Genomic DNA, 18870 nt, shown 5'->3' with positions numbered 1-18870 from the left:
TATCTTGACGCTCCGTCAGATCACTGTGGACCTGGACCGGAACGTGTGGAAGGGCAGGGACCGTGGACTTCACCTTCACCGAGGAGCAGCAGGCGGCGGCCGAGGCGGCCCACGGGGTGTTCGCCGGGGTCGCGCCCGACGCGGTGCCCTCGCCCGCCCTCACCCCGGGCGCCGTCGCCGACGGCTTCGACCGCGCGCTGTGGGACCGGCTGGCCGAGGCCGACCTGCTGAGCCTGCTGCTCGCGGAGGAGTACGGCGGGGCGGGCCTCGACCCGATCGCGCTCTGCCTCGTCCTGCGCGAGTCCGCGAAGGTGCTGGCCCGGGTGCCGCTGCTGGAGAGCGTCGCCGCCGCGGCCGCCGTCCAGGCGTACGGCACCGGGGAGCTGAAGGACCGCGTGCTGCCCCGGGCCGGACGCGGGGAACTCGTGCTGACGGTCGCCGCGCACGGCCGCACCGGCCATGACCCCGCCGAACTCGCGGTCACCGCCCGGCAGGACGGCCGCGACTGGCTGCTGGACGGCACCCAGACCACGGTCGCCTGGGCCTACGACGCCGACCTCGTCGTCGTCCCGGCCCGCACCCCCGCCGACCGCACGGTCCTCGCCGTGGTGCCGCGCGAAGCTGCCGGGCTCTCGCTCGCCGAGCAGTTCTCCACCAGCGGCGAACGGCTGGGGGAACTGCGCCTGGACGCCGTGCGCATCCCCGCGCGGGACGTGATCGACACCCCGGGCGCCTGGGAGTGGCTACGGCATCTGCTGGCCACCGGGACCTGCGCGCTCGCCCTCGGCCTGGGCGAACAGGTCCTGAGCATGACCTCCGCCTACGCGTCCAGGCGCGAACAGTTCGGGCATCCCATCGCCACGTTCCAGGCGGTCGCGGTGCAGTGCGCCGACCGCTACATCGACCTGTGCGCCATGGAGGCCGCGCTGTGGCAGGCCGCCTGGCGGATCGGCTCGGGGACACCGGGCGCCCTGCCCGCCGCCGCTGACGTCGCCGTGGCCAAGATCTGGGCGTCGGACGGCGTACGCCGCGTCGTGCAGACCGCACAGCATCTGCACGGCGGCTTCGGCGCCGACGTCGACTACTCCCTGCACCGCTATCACGCCTGGGCCAAGCACCTGGAGCTCTCGCTCGGCCCGGCCGCAGCCCACGAGGACACCCTCGGAGACCTGCTCGCGGCCCACCCCCTGGGGTGAACGTGCCCTCGACGGCCGGCTGGCCCGCCGCGACGCCTCAGAGGACGAAGCCCGGCTGCCCCTCGTCGGTCACCACGGGACGCCCCGAGGCGGCCCACACCTGCATACCGCCCTCGACGTTCGCCGCGTCGACGCCCTGCTGGGCGAGGTACATCGTGACCTGCGCCGAACGCCCGCCGGAACGGCAGATCACATGCACCCGCCCGTCCTGCGGCGCGGCCTCGGTCAGCTCGCCGTAGCGCGCCACGAACTCGCTCATGGGAATGTGCAGGGCACCCTCGGCGTGACCCGCCTGCCACTCGTCGTCCTCGCGGACGTCGAGCAGGAAGTCGTCGTCCTTGAGGTCCGTGACCTCGACCGCCGGTACGCCAGATCCGAAATGCATACTCCGACGCTACCCGACCCGCGCCCCGCGCCGGGGCGCCCGCGTCACCGGGGGCTCAGACGCCGGTGCCGTCCGCCGAGCTGCCGTGCCCCTGCGCGAGCAGCCCCGCCAGCTCGTTCTCCCGCTCGGCGACCTGCGTCAGCAGCTGCTCGGCGATCTCGTCCAGCAGCCGGTCGGGGTCGTCGGGAGCCAGCCGGAGCATCGCCCCGATCGCGCTCTCCTCCAGCTCCCTGGCGACCAGGGTGAGCATCTCCTTGCGCTGGGCGAGCCACTCCAGACGGGCGTACAGCTCCTCCGCCGCGCTCGGCCCCTGCTCCTCGGGACCCGGCCCGGCGGCCCACTCCTCGGCCAGCTCCCGCAGCAGTGCCTCGTCGCCCCGGGCGTAGGCGGCGTTGACGCGGGTGATGAACTCCTCGCGCCGGGCCCTCTCGTCGGCCTCCTGGGCCAGGTCCGGATGCGCCTTGCGGGCCAGCTCGCGGTAGAGCTTGCGGGCCTCGTCGCTGGGACGCACCCGCTGCGGCGGACGCACCGGCTGGTCCGTGAGCATCGCCACGGCCTCCGGGAACAGCCCCGAGTCGTCCATCCAGCCGTGGAACAGCTCCTCGACGCCGGGCATCGGCATCACCCGGGCCCGCGCCTCGTCGGCCTTGCGGATGTCCTCGGGGTCGCCGGTGCGCGCGGCGACGGCCTCGGCGATCCGGGCGTCCAGCTCGTCGAGCCGGGCGTACATCGGGCCGAGCTTCTGGTGGTGCAGCCGGGAGAAGTTGTCGACCTCGACGCGGAAGGTCTCCACCGCGATCTCGTACTCGATCAACGCCTGCTCGGCGGCCCGTACGGCCTTCTCCAGCCGCTCCTCGGGCCGTGCCCCGTCCGCCTGCGCGGCCGCTCCCGCGGGCACCTCGGCGTCGCCGGGCGCCGCCGCGTCGGCGGTCTCGGCCTGGGACTGCTCAGCTTCCGGCGTAGTCACCCGCCCAGCGTAGGCCACCCGGCCGCCGGCTGTTCGAACACCGCCGCTCCGCCCGGCTCCCGCACCCTCACACCCCCAGCTCCGCCGCGATCCGCCCCGACCGCACGGCCGCCACCAGGTCGGCGTGATCCGCCTCGGTCCGGTCGGCGTAGGCGACGGAGAACGCGGCTATCGCCTCGTCCAGCTCCTCGTTCTTGCCGCAGTAACCGGCGATCAGACGCGGGTCGGCGCTGTGCGCGTGGGCCCGGGCCAGAAGGGCGCCGGTCATCCGGGCGTAGTCGTCGATCTGGTCGGCGGCCAGCGCCGCCGGGTCCACGCTGCCCTTGCGGTTGCGGAACTGGCGCACCTGGAAGGGCCGCCCCTCCACCGTCGTCCACCCCAGCAGGACGTCGCTGACCACCTGCATCCGCTTCTGCCCGAGCACCACGCGCCGCCCCTCGTGCTCCGGCTCCGGCACCTCGAACCCGGCCGTCGCCAGATGCGGGACCAGAGCCGACGGCCGCGCCTCCTTCACCTGGAGGACCAGCGGCTCGCCCCGGTGGTCCAGGAGCAGGACGACATAGGACCGTGTGCCCACGCTGCCCGTGCCGACGACCCGGAACGCCACGTCGTGCACCGCGTGCCGCGCCAGCAGCGGATGCCGGTCCTCGGGGAGCGTGTCCACGTAGCTCTCCAGGGACGCGACGACCGCCGCCGCCTCCTCGTCGCCGACCCGGCGCAGCACCGGCGGCGCGTCCACGAACCGGCGCCCGCCGTCCTCGGTCCGCTCGGTCGACTTCGCCGCGAAACGGCCGCTGGTGTTGGCCCGCGCCTTCTCCGCGACCCGCTCCAGGGTGCCGAGCAGGTCGTGGGCGTCGGTGTGGGAGACGAGCCGCTCGTCCGCGATGGCGTTCCACGCGTCCAGGGCGGGGAGCCGGGCCAGCAGCCGCATGGTGCGCCGGTAGGCGCCGGCCGCGTCCAGCGCCGCCAGCCGGCACACGTCTTCGTCCGCGCCGGCCTCCCGGCCCGCGAGCACCAGCGAGGTGGCGAGCCGCTTCAGGTCCCACTCCCAGGGGCCGATCAGGGTCTCGTCGAAGTCGTTCAGGTCGATGACCAGGCCGCCGCGCGCGTCGCCGTACAGCCCGAAGTTCGCCGCGTGCGCGTCCCCGCAGATCTGCGCGCGGATCCCGGTCACGGGGCTGCGGGCCAGGTCGTACGCCATGAGCCCGGCCGAACCGCGCAGGAAGGCGAACGGCGTCGCCGCCATCCGGCCCACCCGTATCGGCGTCAGCCCGGGGATGCGGCCGGCGTTGGACTCCTCGACGGCCGTCACGGCGTCCGGGCGGGCACCGTCCACGTCGAAGCGGGCGTGGTCACCGCGCTTGAGCCGCTCGCGCAGCGCCTTCCCCTCGGCCTTCGGCGCCCCACCGGCGTCCCGGTCGGCGAACCCGCGCACCCGCGGCAGCGAACGACGCACAGAGCCCGGACCCGACTCCGCCACGCCCGCCGAGCGCTCCGCAACGACCTCGGTCATGACGACCGCCTCCCCCACATCCAGCGCTGTGCACATCCCGCACGAACATCAACTCGTGCCGACCGTACAGCCGGTGGCCGAAACGCGTCAGTGCCTGTGGACAACTCCGGACCTGTGGAAAACGAACCCGGGTACCACCCGGAGAAGGGCGCCTCAGCAGCCCTCCGGCCGATCCCTCTCCGGCAGATGCTTCATCGCCCACCCGCCCAGCTCCTTGAGCGCGGGCTCCAGCGCGGCACCGGCCTCCGTCAGGCGGTACACCACGCGCAACGGCGGCCCCTCGTACACCTCACGCACCACGAGCCCCGCCGCGGTCAGCTCCGTGAGCCGGTCGGACAGCATCCGCTCGCTGATCCCGGGGATGGCCCGGCGCAGGGAGACGAAGTAGGCGGGGCCCGTCGTCAGCACGGACACGATCGGACCGGTCCAGCGCTTGCCGAGCAGCTGGAAGACGCGGGTGATGCCGTCGTCCACCTGCTTGCAGCTCGCTACGTCGTGACTCTCCTCACCCGCCATACCTCAAGGGTACTGGCCTTCCCGTGGGGGGATGAAAAAAAGTAAGCGACTGTGCTATCCATAGTTGAGTACGAAGTTACAGCCCCTGAGGAAAGCTTCACCCTCACGGCGGCAGCTCACCCCTATATGCCCTTTTGATCCTCTTCTTGGAGACGTCATGGCCACCCTGCTGCACATCGACTCCTCGGTCTTCCCGGCCGGAACCTCCTCGTCCCGCACCGTCACCGACGCCTTCCGGCGGACCTGGGAGGAGCAGCACCCCGGCGGCACGGTCATCCACCGCGACCTCGCCGCCCACCCGGCGCCGCACATCTCGGCAGCCGCCCACACCGCCGGCTTCGCGGACCCGGCCACGCACTCCCCCGAGCAGGCCGCCGCCTTCGCGGAGCGCGTGAAGCTGATCGAGGAGCTGGAGTCCGCCGACGCCGTCCTGGTCGGCGCGCCGATGTACAACCTGACGATCCCGTCGACGCTCAAGGCGTGGCTGGACAACGTGATCCTGGTCGGCCGCACCGTCGGCGAGGACGCGTCGCTGAAGGGCACCCCGGTCACCGTCGTCGCCAGCCGCGGCGGCGCGTACGGACCGGGCACCCCGCGCGAGGGATACGAGTACGTGCAGAACTACCTGTCGGCGATCTTCACGGACTTCTTCGGCGCCGACCTCACGTTCATCGTCCCGGAGCTCACCATGGCCCCGGCCGACCCGAAGATGGCCGACCTGGTCCCCCTGTTCGAGGCCTCGCACGAGCGCGCCCTCGACGAGGCCGCCACGACGGCCAAGACGCTCGCGCAGCGCCTCGTGGCCTGACTTCCACAGGCCTCTGACCTGAGAGCTTCATCACAGGACGGGCCGTCAGAGGCGGCCCTCCGCCCGCCCCTCGCGGGGGCGACGTGGCGAACACAACAGAAGAGGCGGCACCGTGTGAACGGTGCCGCCTCTTCGTCTGTGCGCGAGGGGGGAGTTGAACCCCCACGCCCTTGCGGGCACTGGAACCTGAATCCAGCGCGTCTGCCTATTCCGCCACCCGCGCATTGGGTGTGTCCTCAGGACCTTTCCGTGCGGTCCGGCGCCTTCCGACACCCAGAACATTAGCACGCTCGCCAGGGTGGATTCACATCCCTTATCCCCAGGCAGCCGCCGTGCGACCGGCGTACGGACGACATGCGCGCGCCGACCAGCGCAGTCGCGTCGTGACCCCCGCGCGGTGCCCCCGCGGCCCCGACGCCGGCGACGCCCCGCATCACACCTCACCAGGCCACAGCCACGTCCGCTCCGTATCGGGGAGAACTTGTTCACGTATCAACCTCGTACCGGTACCCGGCTTCTCCCCATGACCGGGCCGGGGTCCACGGTCAGGTGCGGGACACTGGTCTACGGCCCCCTCTACGATCCATGGCAGGACAGCGTCCACAAGGAGTTCGAAGGGGAGCTCCGAGGGGAACTTCGAGGGCGTCGACACCCGTCGACCGGGCCGACAGGGGGAACCAGCCGATCGACCGGCGCGTGGATACGATCAGTAAGCAGTACCAGGTAAGGCAGTGCCCGCCCCGCGGGATGCAGGACGCAGGCAACGACGGAGGAGGTGCCCCATGGGAGTCCTGAAGAAGTTCGAGCAGCGTCTCGAAGGTCTGGTCAACGGCACCTTCGCCAAGGTGTTCAAGTCCGAGGTGCAGCCGGTGGAGATCGCCGGAGCGCTCCAGCGTGAGTGCGACAACAACGCCACGATCTGGAACCGCGACCGGACGGTCGTCCCCAACGACTTCATCGTGGAGCTGAGCGCGCCGGACTACGAGCGGCTGAGCCCCTACTCGGGCCAGCTCGGCGACGAGCTCGCGGGCATGGTCCGCGACTACGCCAAGCAGCAGCGCTACACCTTCATGGGACCGATCAAGGTCCACCTCGAGAAGGCCGACGACCTCGACACCGGTCTGTACCGGGTGCGCAGCCGCACCCTCGCCGGTTCCACCGACCAGCAGGCCGGCGGCCCCCAGCGGCCCGCCCCGGCCGGACGCCCCGGCGCCCCGGGCGGCTACGGCTACCCGCCGGCCGCCGCGCCCACGGGCGCCCCGCCGATGCCTGCCGCGCCGCCCCCCGGCGGACGTCCCGGCGGCTACGGATACCCGCAGCCCGCCGGCGGCCCCCGGCCGCCCGCCGCACCGGCGCCCGGCGGACGCACCCGCTACTGGATCGAGATCAACGGCACCCGCCACCAGATCTCCCGCGCCACGCTCGTGCTGGGTCGCAGCACCGACGCCGACGTGCGGATCGACGACCCCGGCGTCTCCCGCCGGCACTGCGAGATCCGGACCGGAACGCCCTCGACGATCCAGGATCTCGGGTCCACCAACGGCATCGTGGTGGACGGGCAGCACACCACCCGCGCTACGCTCCGCGACGGCTCGCGGATCGTCGTGGGCAGCACCACCATCATTTACCGGCAAGCCGAAGGGTGAAGCGGGGGCAATGTCAGAGCTGACCCTCACGGTCATGCGGCTGGGTTTCCTGGCCGTACTGTGGCTGTTCGTGATCGTGGCCGTGCAGGTCATCCGCAGCGACCTGTTCGGTACGCGTGTCACCCAGCGCGGGGCCAGGCGAGAGGCCGGACGGCAGCAGCAGGCCGCCCGGCAGACGGCGCCGCCGCAGCAACGCGGCCAGCAGGGCGGCGGCCGCCAGCGCCGTAACGCCCCGACCAAGCTGGTCGTGTCCGAGGGCACGCTCACCGGCACCACCGTCGCCCTCCAGGGGCAGACCATCACCCTGGGCCGGGCGCACGACAGCACGATCGTGCTGGACGACGACTACGCCTCCAGCCGGCATGCCAGGATCTACCCGGACCGCGACGGCCAGTGGATCGTCGAGGACCTTGGCTCCACCAACGGCACGTACCTCGACCGAACGCGGCTGACGACCCCCACGCCTGTTCCGCTGGGCGCGCCGATCCGCATCGGCAAGACCGTCATCGAGCTGCGGAAGTAGTACGAACATGAGCGAGCGGAGCGAGCACGCAGCGGTGGCCCCCACCCCGGGCCCCGGCGCGCTCCCGACCGGAGGGTGGGCACCGTGCGGATGTACCCGGAGCCGACGGGCGAGGTGCGCATGAGTCTGTCACTGCGCTTCGCCGCCGGATCGCACAAAGGCATGATCCGGGAGGGCAACGAGGACTCCGGATACGCCGGGCCCCGCCTGCTCGCCATCGCCGACGGCATGGGCGGCGCGGCCGCCGGCGAGGTCGCCTCCTCCGAGGCCATCTCCACGATCGTCGCGCTCGACGACGACGTCCCGGGCTCCGACCTGCTCACCTCGCTCGGCACCGCCGTGCAGCGCGCCAACGACCAGCTGCGCTCCATGGTCGAGGAGGACCCGCAGCTCGAGGGCATGGGCACCACGCTCACCGCCCTGCTGTGGACCGGGCAGCGCCTCGGCCTCGTCCACGTCGGCGACTCGCGCGCGTACCTGCTGCGCGACGGCGTCCTCACCCAGATCACGCAGGACCACACCTGGGTGCAGCGGCTGGTCGACGAGGGCCGGATCACCGAGGAAGAGGCCACCACCCACCCCCAGCGCTCGCTGCTGATGCGCGCCCTGGGCAGCGGCGACCACGTGGACCCGGATCTGTCGATCCGCGAGGTCCGCGCCGGCGACCGCTACCTGATCTGCTCCGACGGCCTGTCCGGCGTCGTGTCCCACCAGACCCTGGAGGACACCCTCGCCAGCTACCAGGGCCCCCAGGAGACGGTCCAGGAGCTGATCCAGCTCGCCCTGCGCGGCGGCGGCCCCGACAACATCACGGTGATCGTCGCGGACGTCCTCGACCTGGACACCGGGGACACCCTCGCAGGGCAGCTCTCCGACACCCCGGTCGTGGTCGGCGCGGTCGCCGAGAACCAGCCGCACCACCTGCACGACAACGGCATCATGCAGACCCCCGCGGGCCGCGCCTCCGGGCTCGGCCGCCAGGTGCCCGGCCAGGGCGGGGGCGGCGAGTTCGGCCCGCCCGGCTCCGGCGACACCACCGGCTATGTGCCGACGGGCGGCTTCGGCGCCTACACCGACGACGACTTCGTCAAGCCCGGCAAAGGCCGCAAGTGGCTGAAGAGATCCCTCTATTCGGTCCTCGCGCTCGCCGTCATCGGCGGCGGCCTCTACGGCGGCTACCGCTGGACGCAGACGCAGTACTACGTCGGCACCAACGACGAGCATGTCGCGCTGTACCGCGGGATCAGCCAGGACCTGGCATGGGTGTCGCTCTCGAAGGTCGAGAAGGACCACCCCGAGATTGAACTCAAGTACCTGCCGCCCTACCAGCAGAAGCTGGTGGAGGCGACCATCGCCGAAGGCGGTCTGAAGGACGCGCAGACGAAGATCGACGAACTGGCGCTGCAGGCGTCCGCGTGCAAGAAGCGGGCCGAACGCCAGGCCGCCGAGAGCGAGAAGAACGCGAAGACGGGCGAGGGCGAGGCCGGAGGCACCACGGGAACCACCCGTACCTCCCTCACGTCCAAGGCGACATCGACGCCGTCGCCCAACCCGTCCACTTCACCTCCCTCGTCCACCTCCCCGACACCGACTGCGACGCCAAACCCCGGCCCGACCCTCTCGGAGGAAGAGCAGAAGGTCGTCTCGAACTGCGGTACGCAGTAGGCAAGCCGTGAGAGGCCCCGTCACACGATGAGCAGTACTACGAACTCGCCGACGCACCACACGTCCACGATCGGCGCCATCGGAGCGCCGAGCCGCCGCAACACCGAACTCGGGTTGCTGGTCTTCGCGGTCGTGATCCCGGTGTTCGCCTACGCCAACGTGGGTCTGGCGATCAACGACGAAGTGCCGGCCGGCCTGCTCGCCTACGGCATCGGCCTGGGCCTGCTGGCAGGCATAGGCCATCTGGGCGTGCGCAAGTTCGCGCCGTACGCGGACCCGCTGCTGCTGCCGCTCGCGACCCTGCTGAACGGGCTCGGGCTGGTCATCATCTGGCGCCTGGACCAGTCGAAGCGGCTGCAGGCGGGCAACACGTTCGTCGAGGCGGCACCGCGTCAGCTGCTGTACTCGGCCATGGGCATGGCCCTGCTGGTGGCCGTACTGATCTTCCTCAAGGACCACCGCGTCCTGCAGCGCTACACCTACATCTCCATGGCGGTCGCGCTGGTCCTGCTGCTCCTGCCGCTGGTGCCCGGGCTCGGCGCCGACGTCTTCGGCGCCAAGATCTGGATCAAGATCCCCGGCCTCGGCACGCTCCAGCCGGGCGAGTTCGCGAAGATCGTCCTCGCGGTGTTCTTCGCCGGCTATCTCATGGTCAAGAGAGACGCCCTGGCGCTGGCCAGCCGCCGCTTCATGGGCCTGTACCTGCCCCGCGGCCGTGACCTCGGACCGATCATCGTCGTATGGATGATCTCGATCCTCATCCTGGTCTTCGAGACCGACCTCGGTACGTCCCTGCTGTTCTTCGGGATGTTCGTCATCATGCTGTACGTCGCCACCGAGCGGACCAGCTGGATCGTCTTCGGTCTGCTGATGTCCGCGGTCGGCGCCGTCGGCGTGGCGAGCTTCGAGCCGCACATCCAGACGCGTGTGCAGGCCTGGCTCGACCCGGCGCGCGAGTTCGCGCTCAGCCGGGCCGGCGTCCAGGACGGCATCATCCACTCCGAGCAGGCCATGCAGGCCCTCTGGGCTTTCGGCTCCGGCGGCACCCTCGGCACCGGTCTCGGCCAGGGCAACTCCGACCTCATCGGCTTCGCCGCCAACTCCGACTTCATCCTCGCCACCTTCGGCGAGGAGCTGGGTCTGGCGGGCGTCATGGCGATCCTGCTGATCTACGGCCTGATCGTCGAACGCGGTGTGCGCACGGCCCTCGCGGCCCGCGACCCCTTCGGCAAGCTGCTGGCCGTCGGTCTGTCCGGCGCCTTCGCCCTCCAGGTCTTCGTCGTCGCCGGCGGTGTCATGGGCCTCATCCCGCTGACCGGTATGACGCTGCCCTTCGTGGCGTACGGCGGATCCTCAGTGATCGCCAACTGGGCCCTGATCGGCATCCTGCTGAGGATCAGCGATACGGCCCGCCGCCCCGCGCCGGCCCCGGCGCCCAACCCCGACGCCGAGATGACCCAGGTGGTCCGCCCGTCATGAACAAGCCCCTGCGCCGGATCGCGATCTTCTGCGGACTCCTCGTACTGGCCCTGCTGATCCGGGACAACTGGATCCAGTACGTCCAGGCCGACGAGCTGAGGACCGACAAGAACAACCGTCGCGTCATCATCGAGCGCTACAGCACGCCCCGCGGCAACATCATCGTCGACGGCAAGGCCATCACCGGCTACAAGGAGACGACGGGCAGCGACTTCAAGTACAAGCGGACCTACACCGACGGCCCCATGTGGGCGCCGGTCACCGGGTACGCGTCGCAGGCCTTCGGCGCCACGCAGCTGGAGTCCATCGAGGACGGCATCCTCACCGGCAACGACGACCGCCTGTTCTTCCGCAACACCCTCGACATGATCACGGGTAAGGAGAACAAGGGCGGCAACGTCGTCACCACGCTCAACGCCGCCGCGCAGAAGGCCGCCTACGACGGTCTGAAGAAGCAGGGCGGCAAGGGCGCCGTCGCGGCCATCGAGCCGTCCACCGGCAAGATCCTGGCGCTGGCGTCCTTCCCGTCGTACGACCCGTCGTCCTTCGCGGGCAACTCCACGACGACCGACACCAAGGCGTGGACGGGCCTGCAGAAGAAGAACAACCCGGCCGACCCCATGCTCAACCGGGCGCTGCGCGAGGTCTACCCGCCCGGCTCGACCTTCAAGGTCGTCACCGCGGCCGCCGCGCTGGAGCACGGCCTCTACACGGACGCGGACGAGAAGACGGACTCCCCCGACCCGTGGACCATGACGGGGACGAACACCAAGCTGCCCAACGAGGGCAACATCCCCTGCAAGAACGCGACGCTGCGGGTCGCCCTGCAGTACTCCTGCAACACCGTCTTCGGCAAGGTCGGGGCGGACCTCGGCAACGAGAAGATGCTGGAGACCGCGAAGGCGTTCGGCTTCACCGAGGAGCAGTTCACCCCGGTCCGCGCCACCGCCTCCGTCTTCTCCGACGACATGAACCCGTCGCAGACCGCGCTGTCCTCCATCGGCCAGTTCAACACCGCCACGACGCCGCTGCAGATGGCCATGGTGGCCTCCGCGGTCGCCAACGGCGGCACGCTCATGAAGCCGTACATGGTCGACGAGCTCCAGACGCACAACCTGGACGCCATCGAGAAGACCGACCCGGAGGAGCTGGGCAAGCCGCTGTCGGCGGAGAACGCCCAGATCCTGCAGTCGATGATGGAGACCGTCGTCGAGAAGGGCACCGGCACCAAGGCGCGGATCCCGAACGCGACCGTCGGCGGCAAGACCGGTACCGCGCAGCACGGCGTGGACAACAGCGAGAACCCCTACGCGTGGTTCATCTCCTACGCCAAGGTCGACGACAGCGCGCCCGTGGCCGTGGCCGTGGTGGTCGAGGACGAGAACGCCGTCCGTGACGACATCTCCGGCGGCGGTCTGGCGGCGCCCATCGCGAAGAGCGTCATGGAGGCGGTCATCAACAGCAAGAAGTGACCCCGCTCACGCCCCCTTCACATCGGTGCACGTTGCGATACCGGTCCTGTATCGGGTTACGGGCTTGGCCAGGTCACGCAGGATGAGCCGGGTACGGTATGCCCGGACGGACCACCGCCACACCCACAAGGGTGAGGGCGGGACCGACGGAGAGGGCTGGTAGGTAGCTATGGAAGAGCCGCGTCGCCTCGGCGGCCGGTACGAACTGGGCCAGGTGCTCGGTCGTGGTGGCATGGCGGAGGTCTACCTCGCGCATGACACCCGGCTCGGCCGCACCGTGGCGGTGAAGACGCTGCGGGCGGACCTCGCGCGCGACCCGTCCTTCCAGGCCCGGTTCCGCCGGGAGGCCCAGTCGGCCGCCTCGCTCAACCATCCCGCGATCGTGGCGGTCTACGACACGGGCGAGGACTACATCGACAACGTGTCGATCCCGTACATCGTCATGGAGTACGTCGACGGGTCCACGCTGCGTGAGCTCCTTCACAGCGGCCGCAAGCTGCTGCCTGAGCGGGCGATGGAGATGACCATCGGCATCCTCCAGGGTCTGGAGTACGCCCACCGCAACGGCATCGTCCACCGGGACATCAAGCCGGCGAACGTCATGCTGACGCGCAACGGCCAGGTCAAGGTCATGGACTTCGGCATCGCCCGCGCCATGGGCGACTCCGGGATGACGATGACGCAGACCGCGGCCGTCATCGGCACCGCCCAGTACCTCTCGCCGGAGCAGGCCAAGGGCGAGCAGGTGGACGCCCGCTCCGACCTGTACTCCACCGGCTGTCTGCTGTACGAGCTCCTGACGGTCCGTCCGCCGTTCGTCGGCGACTCCCCGGTCGCGGTCGCGTACCAGCACGTACGGGAGGAGGCCCAGGCCCCGTCGGTCTTCGACCCCGAGATCACGCCCGAGATGGACGCGATCGTGCTGAAGGCCCTGACGAAGGACCCGAACTACCGGTACCAGTCGGCCGACGAGATGCGCGCCGACATCGAGGCCTGCCTCGACGGCCAGCCCGTCGCCGCCACGGCCGCGATGGGATCCGTGGGCTACGGCGGCTACCCCGACGACCAGCCGACGACGGCCCTGCGCCAGCAGGACGCCGGCGCCACGTCGATGCTGCCGCCCATGAACCCGGACGACGGCGGCTTCGGCTACGACGACCGCGTCGACCGGCGCCGGCAGAAGAAGTCCAACACCTCCACGATCCTGCTGGCCGTCGCCGCCGTGCTGGTCCTGGTGGGCGCCATCCTCATCGGCAAGTGGGTCTTCGACGGCAACACCGCGAGCAACGACTCCGTGGCCGTCCCGAGCCTGATCGGCGAGAGCGAGAACGCCGCCCGGGAGCTCCTCGCCAACGTCGATCTGAAGCTGGGCGAGGTCAAGAAGGACGAGTGCGAGAACCAGCCCAAGGGCAAGATCTGCTCGCAGAGCCCCGACTCCAAGGAAGAGGTCGACAAGGGCTCCACCGTCGACGTCGTGGTGTCCACGGGCGCCCCGAAGGTGACGGTGCCGAGCGTGATCCGGATCAGCCTGGAGGACGCCCGGGAGAAGCTCGAGGGCGACGACTTCCAGTTCACGATCAAGACCGAGACGCGTGAGGTCTCCGCCGAGGAGCCCGGCACCGTCCTCGACCAGGACCCGCAGCGCGGCGAAGAGGTCGAGAAGGGCTCGACGATCACCCTGACCGTCGCCAAGGAGCAGGAGCAGTCGACCGTCCCGGACGTCGTCGGCCGTACCTGTGACGAGGCGAAGGCGCAGATGCAGGACAACGACCTCACCGGCAACTGCACCGAGGTCGAGACCCAGGACCCGAACCAGGTCGGCAAGGTCATTTCCACATCCCCGGCGGCCAACAGCAAGGTCGACAAGAACTCCACGGTGACCATTCAGATCGGCAAGCAGGCCGCGCAGAAGGCGCAGATGCCCAACGTCGTCGGTCAGACGCTCGGCCAGGCCAAGCAGACCCTGGCGCAGGCCGGGTTCACGAACATCCAGTTGGAGAACGGCAGCGACCAGAACGACAACGCCCTCGTCGTCCGGCAGGACCCCAACGCCGGCCAGCAGGTCGACCCCGCGAAGACCACGGTCAAGCTGACCACGGTCGGCTTCGGCGGCGGCAACGACAACGGAGGCGGCAACAACGGCGGCCCCTTCGGCTGACAGCACCGCATAGAAGAGCCCCGGTGTCCTCTCCAGGACACCGGGGCTCTTTCACGTCCGGATCAGCGCAGCTCCTCCGGCGGTGTGCGCTGCTCGTCCACCTTCTCGACGCGCTCCAGCTCGCCCCACACGACGTACCGGTAGCGGCTCGTGTAGATCGGCGTGCAGGTCGTCAGGGTGATGTAGCGGCCCGCCTTGGTCTTCCCGGACTCCTTGGGGACGTCACCGAGGACCTGGACGTTGTACTTCGAGGTCTCGGGCAGCACCGAGTAGACCTTGTAGACGTACCACTTGTCCTTCGTCTCGAAGACGATCGGATCGCCCTCGGCGAGCTTGTGGATGTTGTGGAACTTCGCGCCGTGCCCGTCCCGGTGCGCCGCGAGGGAGAAGTTGCCCTTCTTGTCCGACGTCGGCAGCGTCGCCTTGACCGGGTCGGTGTAGTACCCGGCCACCCCGTCGTTGAGGATCTTCGCCGTCGTGCCCTTCTCGACGAGGATCTCGCTCCTGCTCATCGCGGGGACGTGCAGGAAGCCGATGCCGGCCCCCGAGTCGAACTCGGCCGGACGCCCGGAACCGTCGTCCTGGTGCGCCCAGTTGTCCCGGACCTTGTCGGCCTCCTTGTCGGCCGCGCGGTCCGCGAGGACGTTCGTCCACCACAGGGAGTAGACGACGAACAGGCCCATCACCAGGCCCGCCGTGATGAGGAGTTCGCCGAAGACGCTGATCACCGCCGCGACGGGACCCAGCCGGCGGCGTTCCGGCCGGCGCGGGGACTGACGCGTCGCGGAGCGGTCCGCGTACTCGGTGTCGTCGGTGGTCGCTGCCACGTTCATCTGCCCTTAACTGACGAGCGCATCCGGCTTGCCCTTGCTGCGCGGCCGTTCCTCGACCATCTTGCCCCAGACGATCATCCGGTACTTACTGGTGAACTCCGGCGTGCACGTGGTGAGCGTGATGTAGCGGCCCGGTTTGGTGAACCCCGATCCCGGCGGGACCGGCTCCAGCACACTGACGTTGCTCGGCGAGGTCACCGGCAGGATCGACGCCATCTTGTACACGAAGAACTTGTCCTGCGTCTCCACGACGATGTCGTCGCCCGGGGTGAGCCGGTTGATGTACCGGAACGGCTCGCCATGGGTGTTGCGGTGTCCGGCCAGCCCGAAGTTGCCGGTCTTGGCGTCCGGCATCGCCGTCTTCAGCTTGCCCTCGCCGTAGTGGCCGACCATGCCCCGGTCGAGCACCTGCTTGTTGCTGATGCCCTCGGCGATCGGGACGACGACGTCCAGCTTGGGGATGTGCAGCAGGGCGAAGCCCTGGCCCGGCTCGAAACTGCCCGGGTTGCGCTTGCCGCTCGCCCAGTCGTTCTGGAGGCTGCTGGCCTCCTTGTCCGCCTGCGCGTGCGCCCGGATGTTCGTCCACCACAGCTGGTAGCTCACGAAGAGCAGCATCAGCACGCCGGTGGTGATGAACACCTCGCCGATGGCCCGGCTCGCCAGCGTGGCCGGGCCGGGCCGGCGGGCGCGCGCCTGCCGCCGGGCCTCCAGGCGTGAGCGGGGGGCTCCCGGGGCGTCCTGGTCCGCCTCCGCGGCCGCCGCGTCCGGCCGGTCGGCGCCACGGCGTCCGTGACGCCGCTTGGCGGCCTTCCTGCGGGCCGCACGGCCGCCCATGGGGGAATCGTCGGTGGTCTCCGCGGAACGGGCGGCAGAACGCGATCCGGCGGCGGCAGCGGTGTCGGCTATCCGCAGCGCCACGGTCTCGTCGTCCGGCGGCGGTATGTACGCCTGCTGCTCCTGTCGGACGTGCTGAGTGTGCTGGGGCTGAGTGTGCTGCGGCTGGGCGTACGGCTCCTGGTACGCCTCCGTGCCGTACGTCGTCTCCGCGCCGTACGTCTGCGCCCCGTACCGCTCGCTGCCGTAGCCGTCGGCGCCGTAACCGCCGCTCTGGTCCGCGGCGGCGGAGGCCGCGCCGCCGTACCAGTCCCCGTGCGCACCCGGGTCCCCGTACGGCTGCTGCCCGTACGGGGTGCCCTGGTCGCCGGCCCCGCCGTAGGAGTCCCCGGAGGACTGCCCGTAGGCGGTGCCGGACTCGCGCTCGGGGCGCAGCGCGGTCACGCCGTGGCCCTGCCCACCACCGGGGCGAGCCCCGCCGACCTCGCCACCGCGCCCTCGTCGCCGCATGCGGCCAGCCAGTTGGCCAGCATCCGGTGCCCGTGCTCGGTCAGCACCGACTCGGGGTGGAACTGCACTCCCTCGACCGCCAGTTCACGGTGGCGCAGGCCCATCACGATGCCGTCGTGGGTGCGGGCCGTCACCTCCAGCTCCGCCGGCACGGTCGCCGGCTCCGCGGCCAGCGAGTGGTAGCGGGTCGCGGTGAACGGCGTCGGCAGCCCCGCGAAGACGCCCTTGCCCTCGTGCTCGACGAGCGAGGTCTTGCCGTGCAGCAGCTCCGGGGCGCGGTCCACCACACCGCCGTACGCCACCTGCATCGACTGCATGCCGAGGCAGACGCCGAAGACCGGGACGCCGGTCGCGGCGCAGTGCCGGACCATGTCGACGCAGACCCCGGCCTGCTCGGGCGTGCCCGGGCCCGGCGAGAGCAGGACGCCGTCGAAACCGTCCTGGGCGTGGGCCGTGGAGACCTCGTCGTTGCGCAGGACCTCGCACTCGGCGCCCAGCTGGTAGAGGTACTGGACCAGGTTGAAGACGAAGCTGTCGTAGTTGTCCACGACGAGGATGCGCGCGCTCACTGGTTGTCCACCGTCACATCGTTGAAGGGCAGCAGCGGTTCGGCCCACGGGAAGACGTAGTTGAAGAGGACGTAGACCACGGCCATGACCAGCACGAGGGAGATCAACGCCCTCACCCATGCGTTCCCCGGCAGATGCCGCCAGATCCAGCCGTACATGCCGTCCCTTCCGTCGCACCACGGCACCAGAATCACGCCGTACGGTCACCAGACTAACGGCGCAGGGCCTTCGGTTTCCCGGCCTCCACAGGCTGCGTGGAGTCCAGGTGGGCCCACACGATCAGCCGGTGACTGTGCCCCCACTCGGGATCGCACGTGGTCAGCGTCAGATAGCGGCCCTCACGCGTATACCCCGACTTACGGGGCACAGGGTCGATCACCTCAATGTCGGAGGGCACTGTTTTGTAGGGGCCTTTGTCGATCCTGTACGTGAACCATGAGGTTCCGTCCGTCAGCACCACCGCGTCACCCGGGCGGAGCCGGGGGAAGTCCTTGAAGGGGTCGCCGTAGGTCCGCCGGTGCCCGGCGACCGAGAAATTGCCCTTCTCCCCCAACTGGGCGGTGTTCGCGTAGTGCCCGAGCCCTCTCTTGAGGGTCTTGGTGGCCGTGCCCTCGAGCACCGGCTTGTTCCACGTGAAACCAAGCCGCGGGATGTACATGATCGCGAAGGGCTTGTCCGCCGTGTAGGGGGCGGGCTCCGGCGGGCTCGCGGGCGTCTGCGGGGCGCCCGGGGCACCCGACGCCGAGGGCCGCACCGCGGCCTGGGCCCACTGCTCCTGTAACTGGTCGATCTGGTCGTCCATGACCGTGTCGGCCCGTACACCGGTCCAGAACAGCACGTAGACGACGAAGAGGACGATCACCGTGCCGACGGTGACGCAGAGCTCGCTGACGGTCCTGACGACGACGCGCACCGGCAGCTCCAGTGAGGCTCACTCCACGGGCTTGGCGTACTGCAGATCCACTGTGCCCGAGTAGCCCGGCAGAGTCACCGTCCCGTCCTCGGTGACTTTCCAGCCGAGTCCGTAGACGTTGACGTAGAGCATGTAGTTCTGGATCGCCGGCGAGGCCGCGAGGGCCTGCTGCATCTTCTCCGGGTCCCCGACCGCCGTGATCTTGTACGGCGGGGAGTAGACGCGGCCCTGGAGGATCAGGGTGTTGCCCACACAGCGCACGGCGCTCGTGGAGATCAGCCGCTGGTCCATGACCTTGATCCCCTTGGCGCCGCTCTCCCACAGCGCGTTGACCACGGCCTGGAGATCCTGCTGGTGGATGACCAGGTAGTCCGGCTGGGGCTCGGGATAGCCGGGGAGCTTGGCGGTGGCGTCCGGCGGGGCGTCGTTGAGCGTGACGGTGATCGCCTCGCCCGTCAGCTTCTGCGTCCCCGCACGCGCCTCCAGCGCGGTCAGCTTGGCGTCCTCGGCCTTGGTGCTGCCGTCGTCCCGCTCGGCGAGCGCCTCCACGTCCTCGCGCAGGGCCGCGTTGGTCTCGTCGAGCCGGCCGTTCTCGTGGCTGCGCTCCTGGATGAGGTCGGAGAGCTTCAGCAACGAGGCGTCCGTACGGATGTCGGTGCCCCTGGCGGTGCTGAAACTGGTGAAGAAGATGAGGCCCGCGAGGGCGAAGACAGCCGCGGTGAGCACGCGCACCGGACGGAATCGGCCACGGACAGGGCTGGATCCCGTACCGGGGGAGTCGGCAGAATTGCTCAACGTACCCTTATCTCCTTCGGCGCCGCGGAAGCACTACGCTAACGGACGCCCGGGGGAGCCCACAGTGTCCCCTTGTACGCTGCCCCGA

At 70.2% G+C, this 18870-nt stretch carries 18 protein-coding genes and 1 tRNA gene; 8 read left to right on the top strand and 11 right to left on the bottom strand.

All coding sequences use genetic code 11. From position 1 onward, the window contains the following. Window positions 1-62 precede the first annotated feature (62 nt). Window positions 63-1196, top strand: a complete 1134-nt coding sequence (locus DC008_RS17770) for an acyl-CoA dehydrogenase family protein (protein ID WP_108707811.1) — start codon at window positions 63-65, stop codon at window positions 1194-1196. A gap of 37 nt (window positions 1197-1233) precedes the next feature. On the opposite strand, the gene DC008_RS17765 is transcribed toward DC008_RS17770, so the two are convergent. The 4 genes from DC008_RS17765 to DC008_RS17750 form a co-directional block, all read right to left on the bottom strand. Beyond that, window positions 1234-1581: a rhodanese-like domain-containing protein gene (locus DC008_RS17765; protein ID WP_108707810.1), complete on the bottom strand. Its 348-nt coding sequence runs from the start codon at window positions 1579-1581 to the stop codon at window positions 1234-1236. A 55-nt stretch (window positions 1582-1636) separates the two neighbouring features. Continuing rightward, window positions 1637-2548, bottom strand: a complete 912-nt coding sequence (locus DC008_RS17760; RefSeq protein ID WP_108707809.1) for a J domain-containing protein — start codon at window positions 2546-2548, stop codon at window positions 1637-1639. A 67-nt stretch (window positions 2549-2615) separates the two neighbouring features. Beyond that, the gene (locus tag DC008_RS17755) at window positions 2616-4061 is read right to left on the bottom strand and encodes a DUF2252 domain-containing protein (RefSeq protein WP_108710751.1); all 1446 of its coding nucleotides are present in this window, start codon (window positions 4059-4061) and stop codon (window positions 2616-2618) included. A 153-nt stretch (window positions 4062-4214) separates the two neighbouring features. Continuing rightward, the gene (locus DC008_RS17750; protein WP_108707808.1) at window positions 4215-4577 is read right to left on the bottom strand and encodes a winged helix-turn-helix transcriptional regulator; all 363 of its coding nucleotides are present in this window, start codon (window positions 4575-4577) and stop codon (window positions 4215-4217) included. Window positions 4578-4734: 157 nt separating this feature from the next. Between DC008_RS17750 and DC008_RS17745 the strand changes: the two genes are divergently transcribed. Beyond that, a complete protein-coding gene (locus DC008_RS17745) occupies window positions 4735-5385 on the top strand; it encodes an FMN-dependent NADH-azoreductase (RefSeq protein WP_108707807.1) in 651 nt (216 codons plus the stop codon). A 139-nt stretch (window positions 5386-5524) separates the two neighbouring features. Here DC008_RS17745 and DC008_RS17740 read toward each other — a convergent pair. Further along, window positions 5525-5608, bottom strand: a tRNA-Leu gene (locus DC008_RS17740). Window positions 5609-6167: 559 nt separating this feature from the next. Between DC008_RS17740 and DC008_RS17735 the strand changes: the two genes are divergently transcribed. From DC008_RS17735 to pknB, 6 genes are all read left to right on the top strand, one after another. After that, window positions 6168-7031, top strand: a complete 864-nt coding sequence (locus DC008_RS17735; RefSeq protein ID WP_055621085.1) for an FhaA domain-containing protein — start codon at window positions 6168-6170, stop codon at window positions 7029-7031. Window positions 7032-7041: 10 nt separating this feature from the next. Next, entirely contained in the window at window positions 7042-7554 is a 513-nt protein-coding gene (locus DC008_RS17730; protein WP_055621084.1) for an FHA domain-containing protein FhaB/FipA, read from the top strand. 90 nt (window positions 7555-7644) lie between these two features. Next, window positions 7645-9219 carry a Stp1/IreP family PP2C-type Ser/Thr phosphatase gene (locus tag DC008_RS17725; protein ID WP_108710750.1) on the top strand — a complete coding sequence of 525 codons (1575 nt, stop codon included), beginning with the start codon at window positions 7645-7647 and terminating at the stop codon, window positions 9217-9219. Between the two features lie 27 nt (window positions 9220-9246). Continuing rightward, on the top strand, window positions 9247-10698 hold the full coding sequence (locus DC008_RS17720) for an FtsW/RodA/SpoVE family cell cycle protein (protein WP_108707806.1): 1452 nt from the start codon (window positions 9247-9249) through the stop codon (window positions 10696-10698). Continuing rightward, window positions 10695-12170 (top strand): peptidoglycan D,D-transpeptidase FtsI family protein, encoded by a 1476-nt coding sequence (locus DC008_RS17715; RefSeq protein WP_108707805.1) that lies wholly within the window; start codon window positions 10695-10697, stop codon window positions 12168-12170. Before DC008_RS17720 ends, DC008_RS17715 begins: the two co-directional genes overlap by 4 nt. 169 nt (window positions 12171-12339) lie before the next feature. Next, on the top strand, window positions 12340-14328 hold the full coding sequence (gene pknB / locus DC008_RS17705; protein WP_108707804.1) for a Stk1 family PASTA domain-containing Ser/Thr kinase: 1989 nt from the start codon (window positions 12340-12342) through the stop codon (window positions 14326-14328). 62 nt (window positions 14329-14390) lie between these two features. On the opposite strand, the gene DC008_RS17700 is transcribed toward pknB, so the two are convergent. From DC008_RS17700 to DC008_RS17675, 6 genes are read right to left on the bottom strand one after another with little or no spacing between them, the layout of a single operon-like run. Next, window positions 14391-15161 (bottom strand): class E sortase, encoded by a 771-nt coding sequence (locus DC008_RS17700; RefSeq protein WP_208645913.1) that lies wholly within the window; start codon window positions 15159-15161, stop codon window positions 14391-14393. 6 nt (window positions 15162-15167) lie between these two features. Next, the gene (locus DC008_RS17695; protein ID WP_244221371.1) at window positions 15168-16439 is read right to left on the bottom strand and encodes a class E sortase; all 1272 of its coding nucleotides are present in this window, start codon (window positions 16437-16439) and stop codon (window positions 15168-15170) included. Next, on the bottom strand, window positions 16436-17074 hold the full coding sequence (locus DC008_RS17690) for an aminodeoxychorismate/anthranilate synthase component II (protein WP_055621079.1): 639 nt from the start codon (window positions 17072-17074) through the stop codon (window positions 16436-16438). Before DC008_RS17690 ends, DC008_RS17695 begins: the two co-directional genes overlap by 4 nt. Further along, window positions 17071-17232, bottom strand: coding sequence for a hypothetical protein (locus tag DC008_RS17685; RefSeq protein WP_107096718.1), 162 nt, complete (start codon window positions 17230-17232; stop codon window positions 17071-17073). Before DC008_RS17685 ends, DC008_RS17690 begins: the two co-directional genes overlap by 4 nt. A gap of 53 nt (window positions 17233-17285) precedes the next feature. Next, window positions 17286-17987 (bottom strand): class E sortase, encoded by a 702-nt coding sequence (locus DC008_RS17680; RefSeq protein WP_108707802.1) that lies wholly within the window; start codon window positions 17985-17987, stop codon window positions 17286-17288. Window positions 17988-18005: 18 nt separating this feature from the next. Beyond that, entirely contained in the window at window positions 18006-18782 is a 777-nt protein-coding gene (locus DC008_RS17675; protein ID WP_108707801.1) for a DUF881 domain-containing protein, read from the bottom strand. Between the last annotated feature and the right edge of the window lie 88 nt (window positions 18783-18870).

Origin of the sequence: Streptomyces nigra, from assembly GCF_003074055.1 — a bacterium.
Classification (GTDB): domain Bacteria; phylum Actinomycetota; class Actinomycetes; order Streptomycetales; family Streptomycetaceae; genus Streptomyces; species Streptomyces nigra.
The sequence above is the reverse complement of the archived record's forward strand: the minus strand, read 5'-3'. Positions and strand labels throughout refer to the sequence as shown.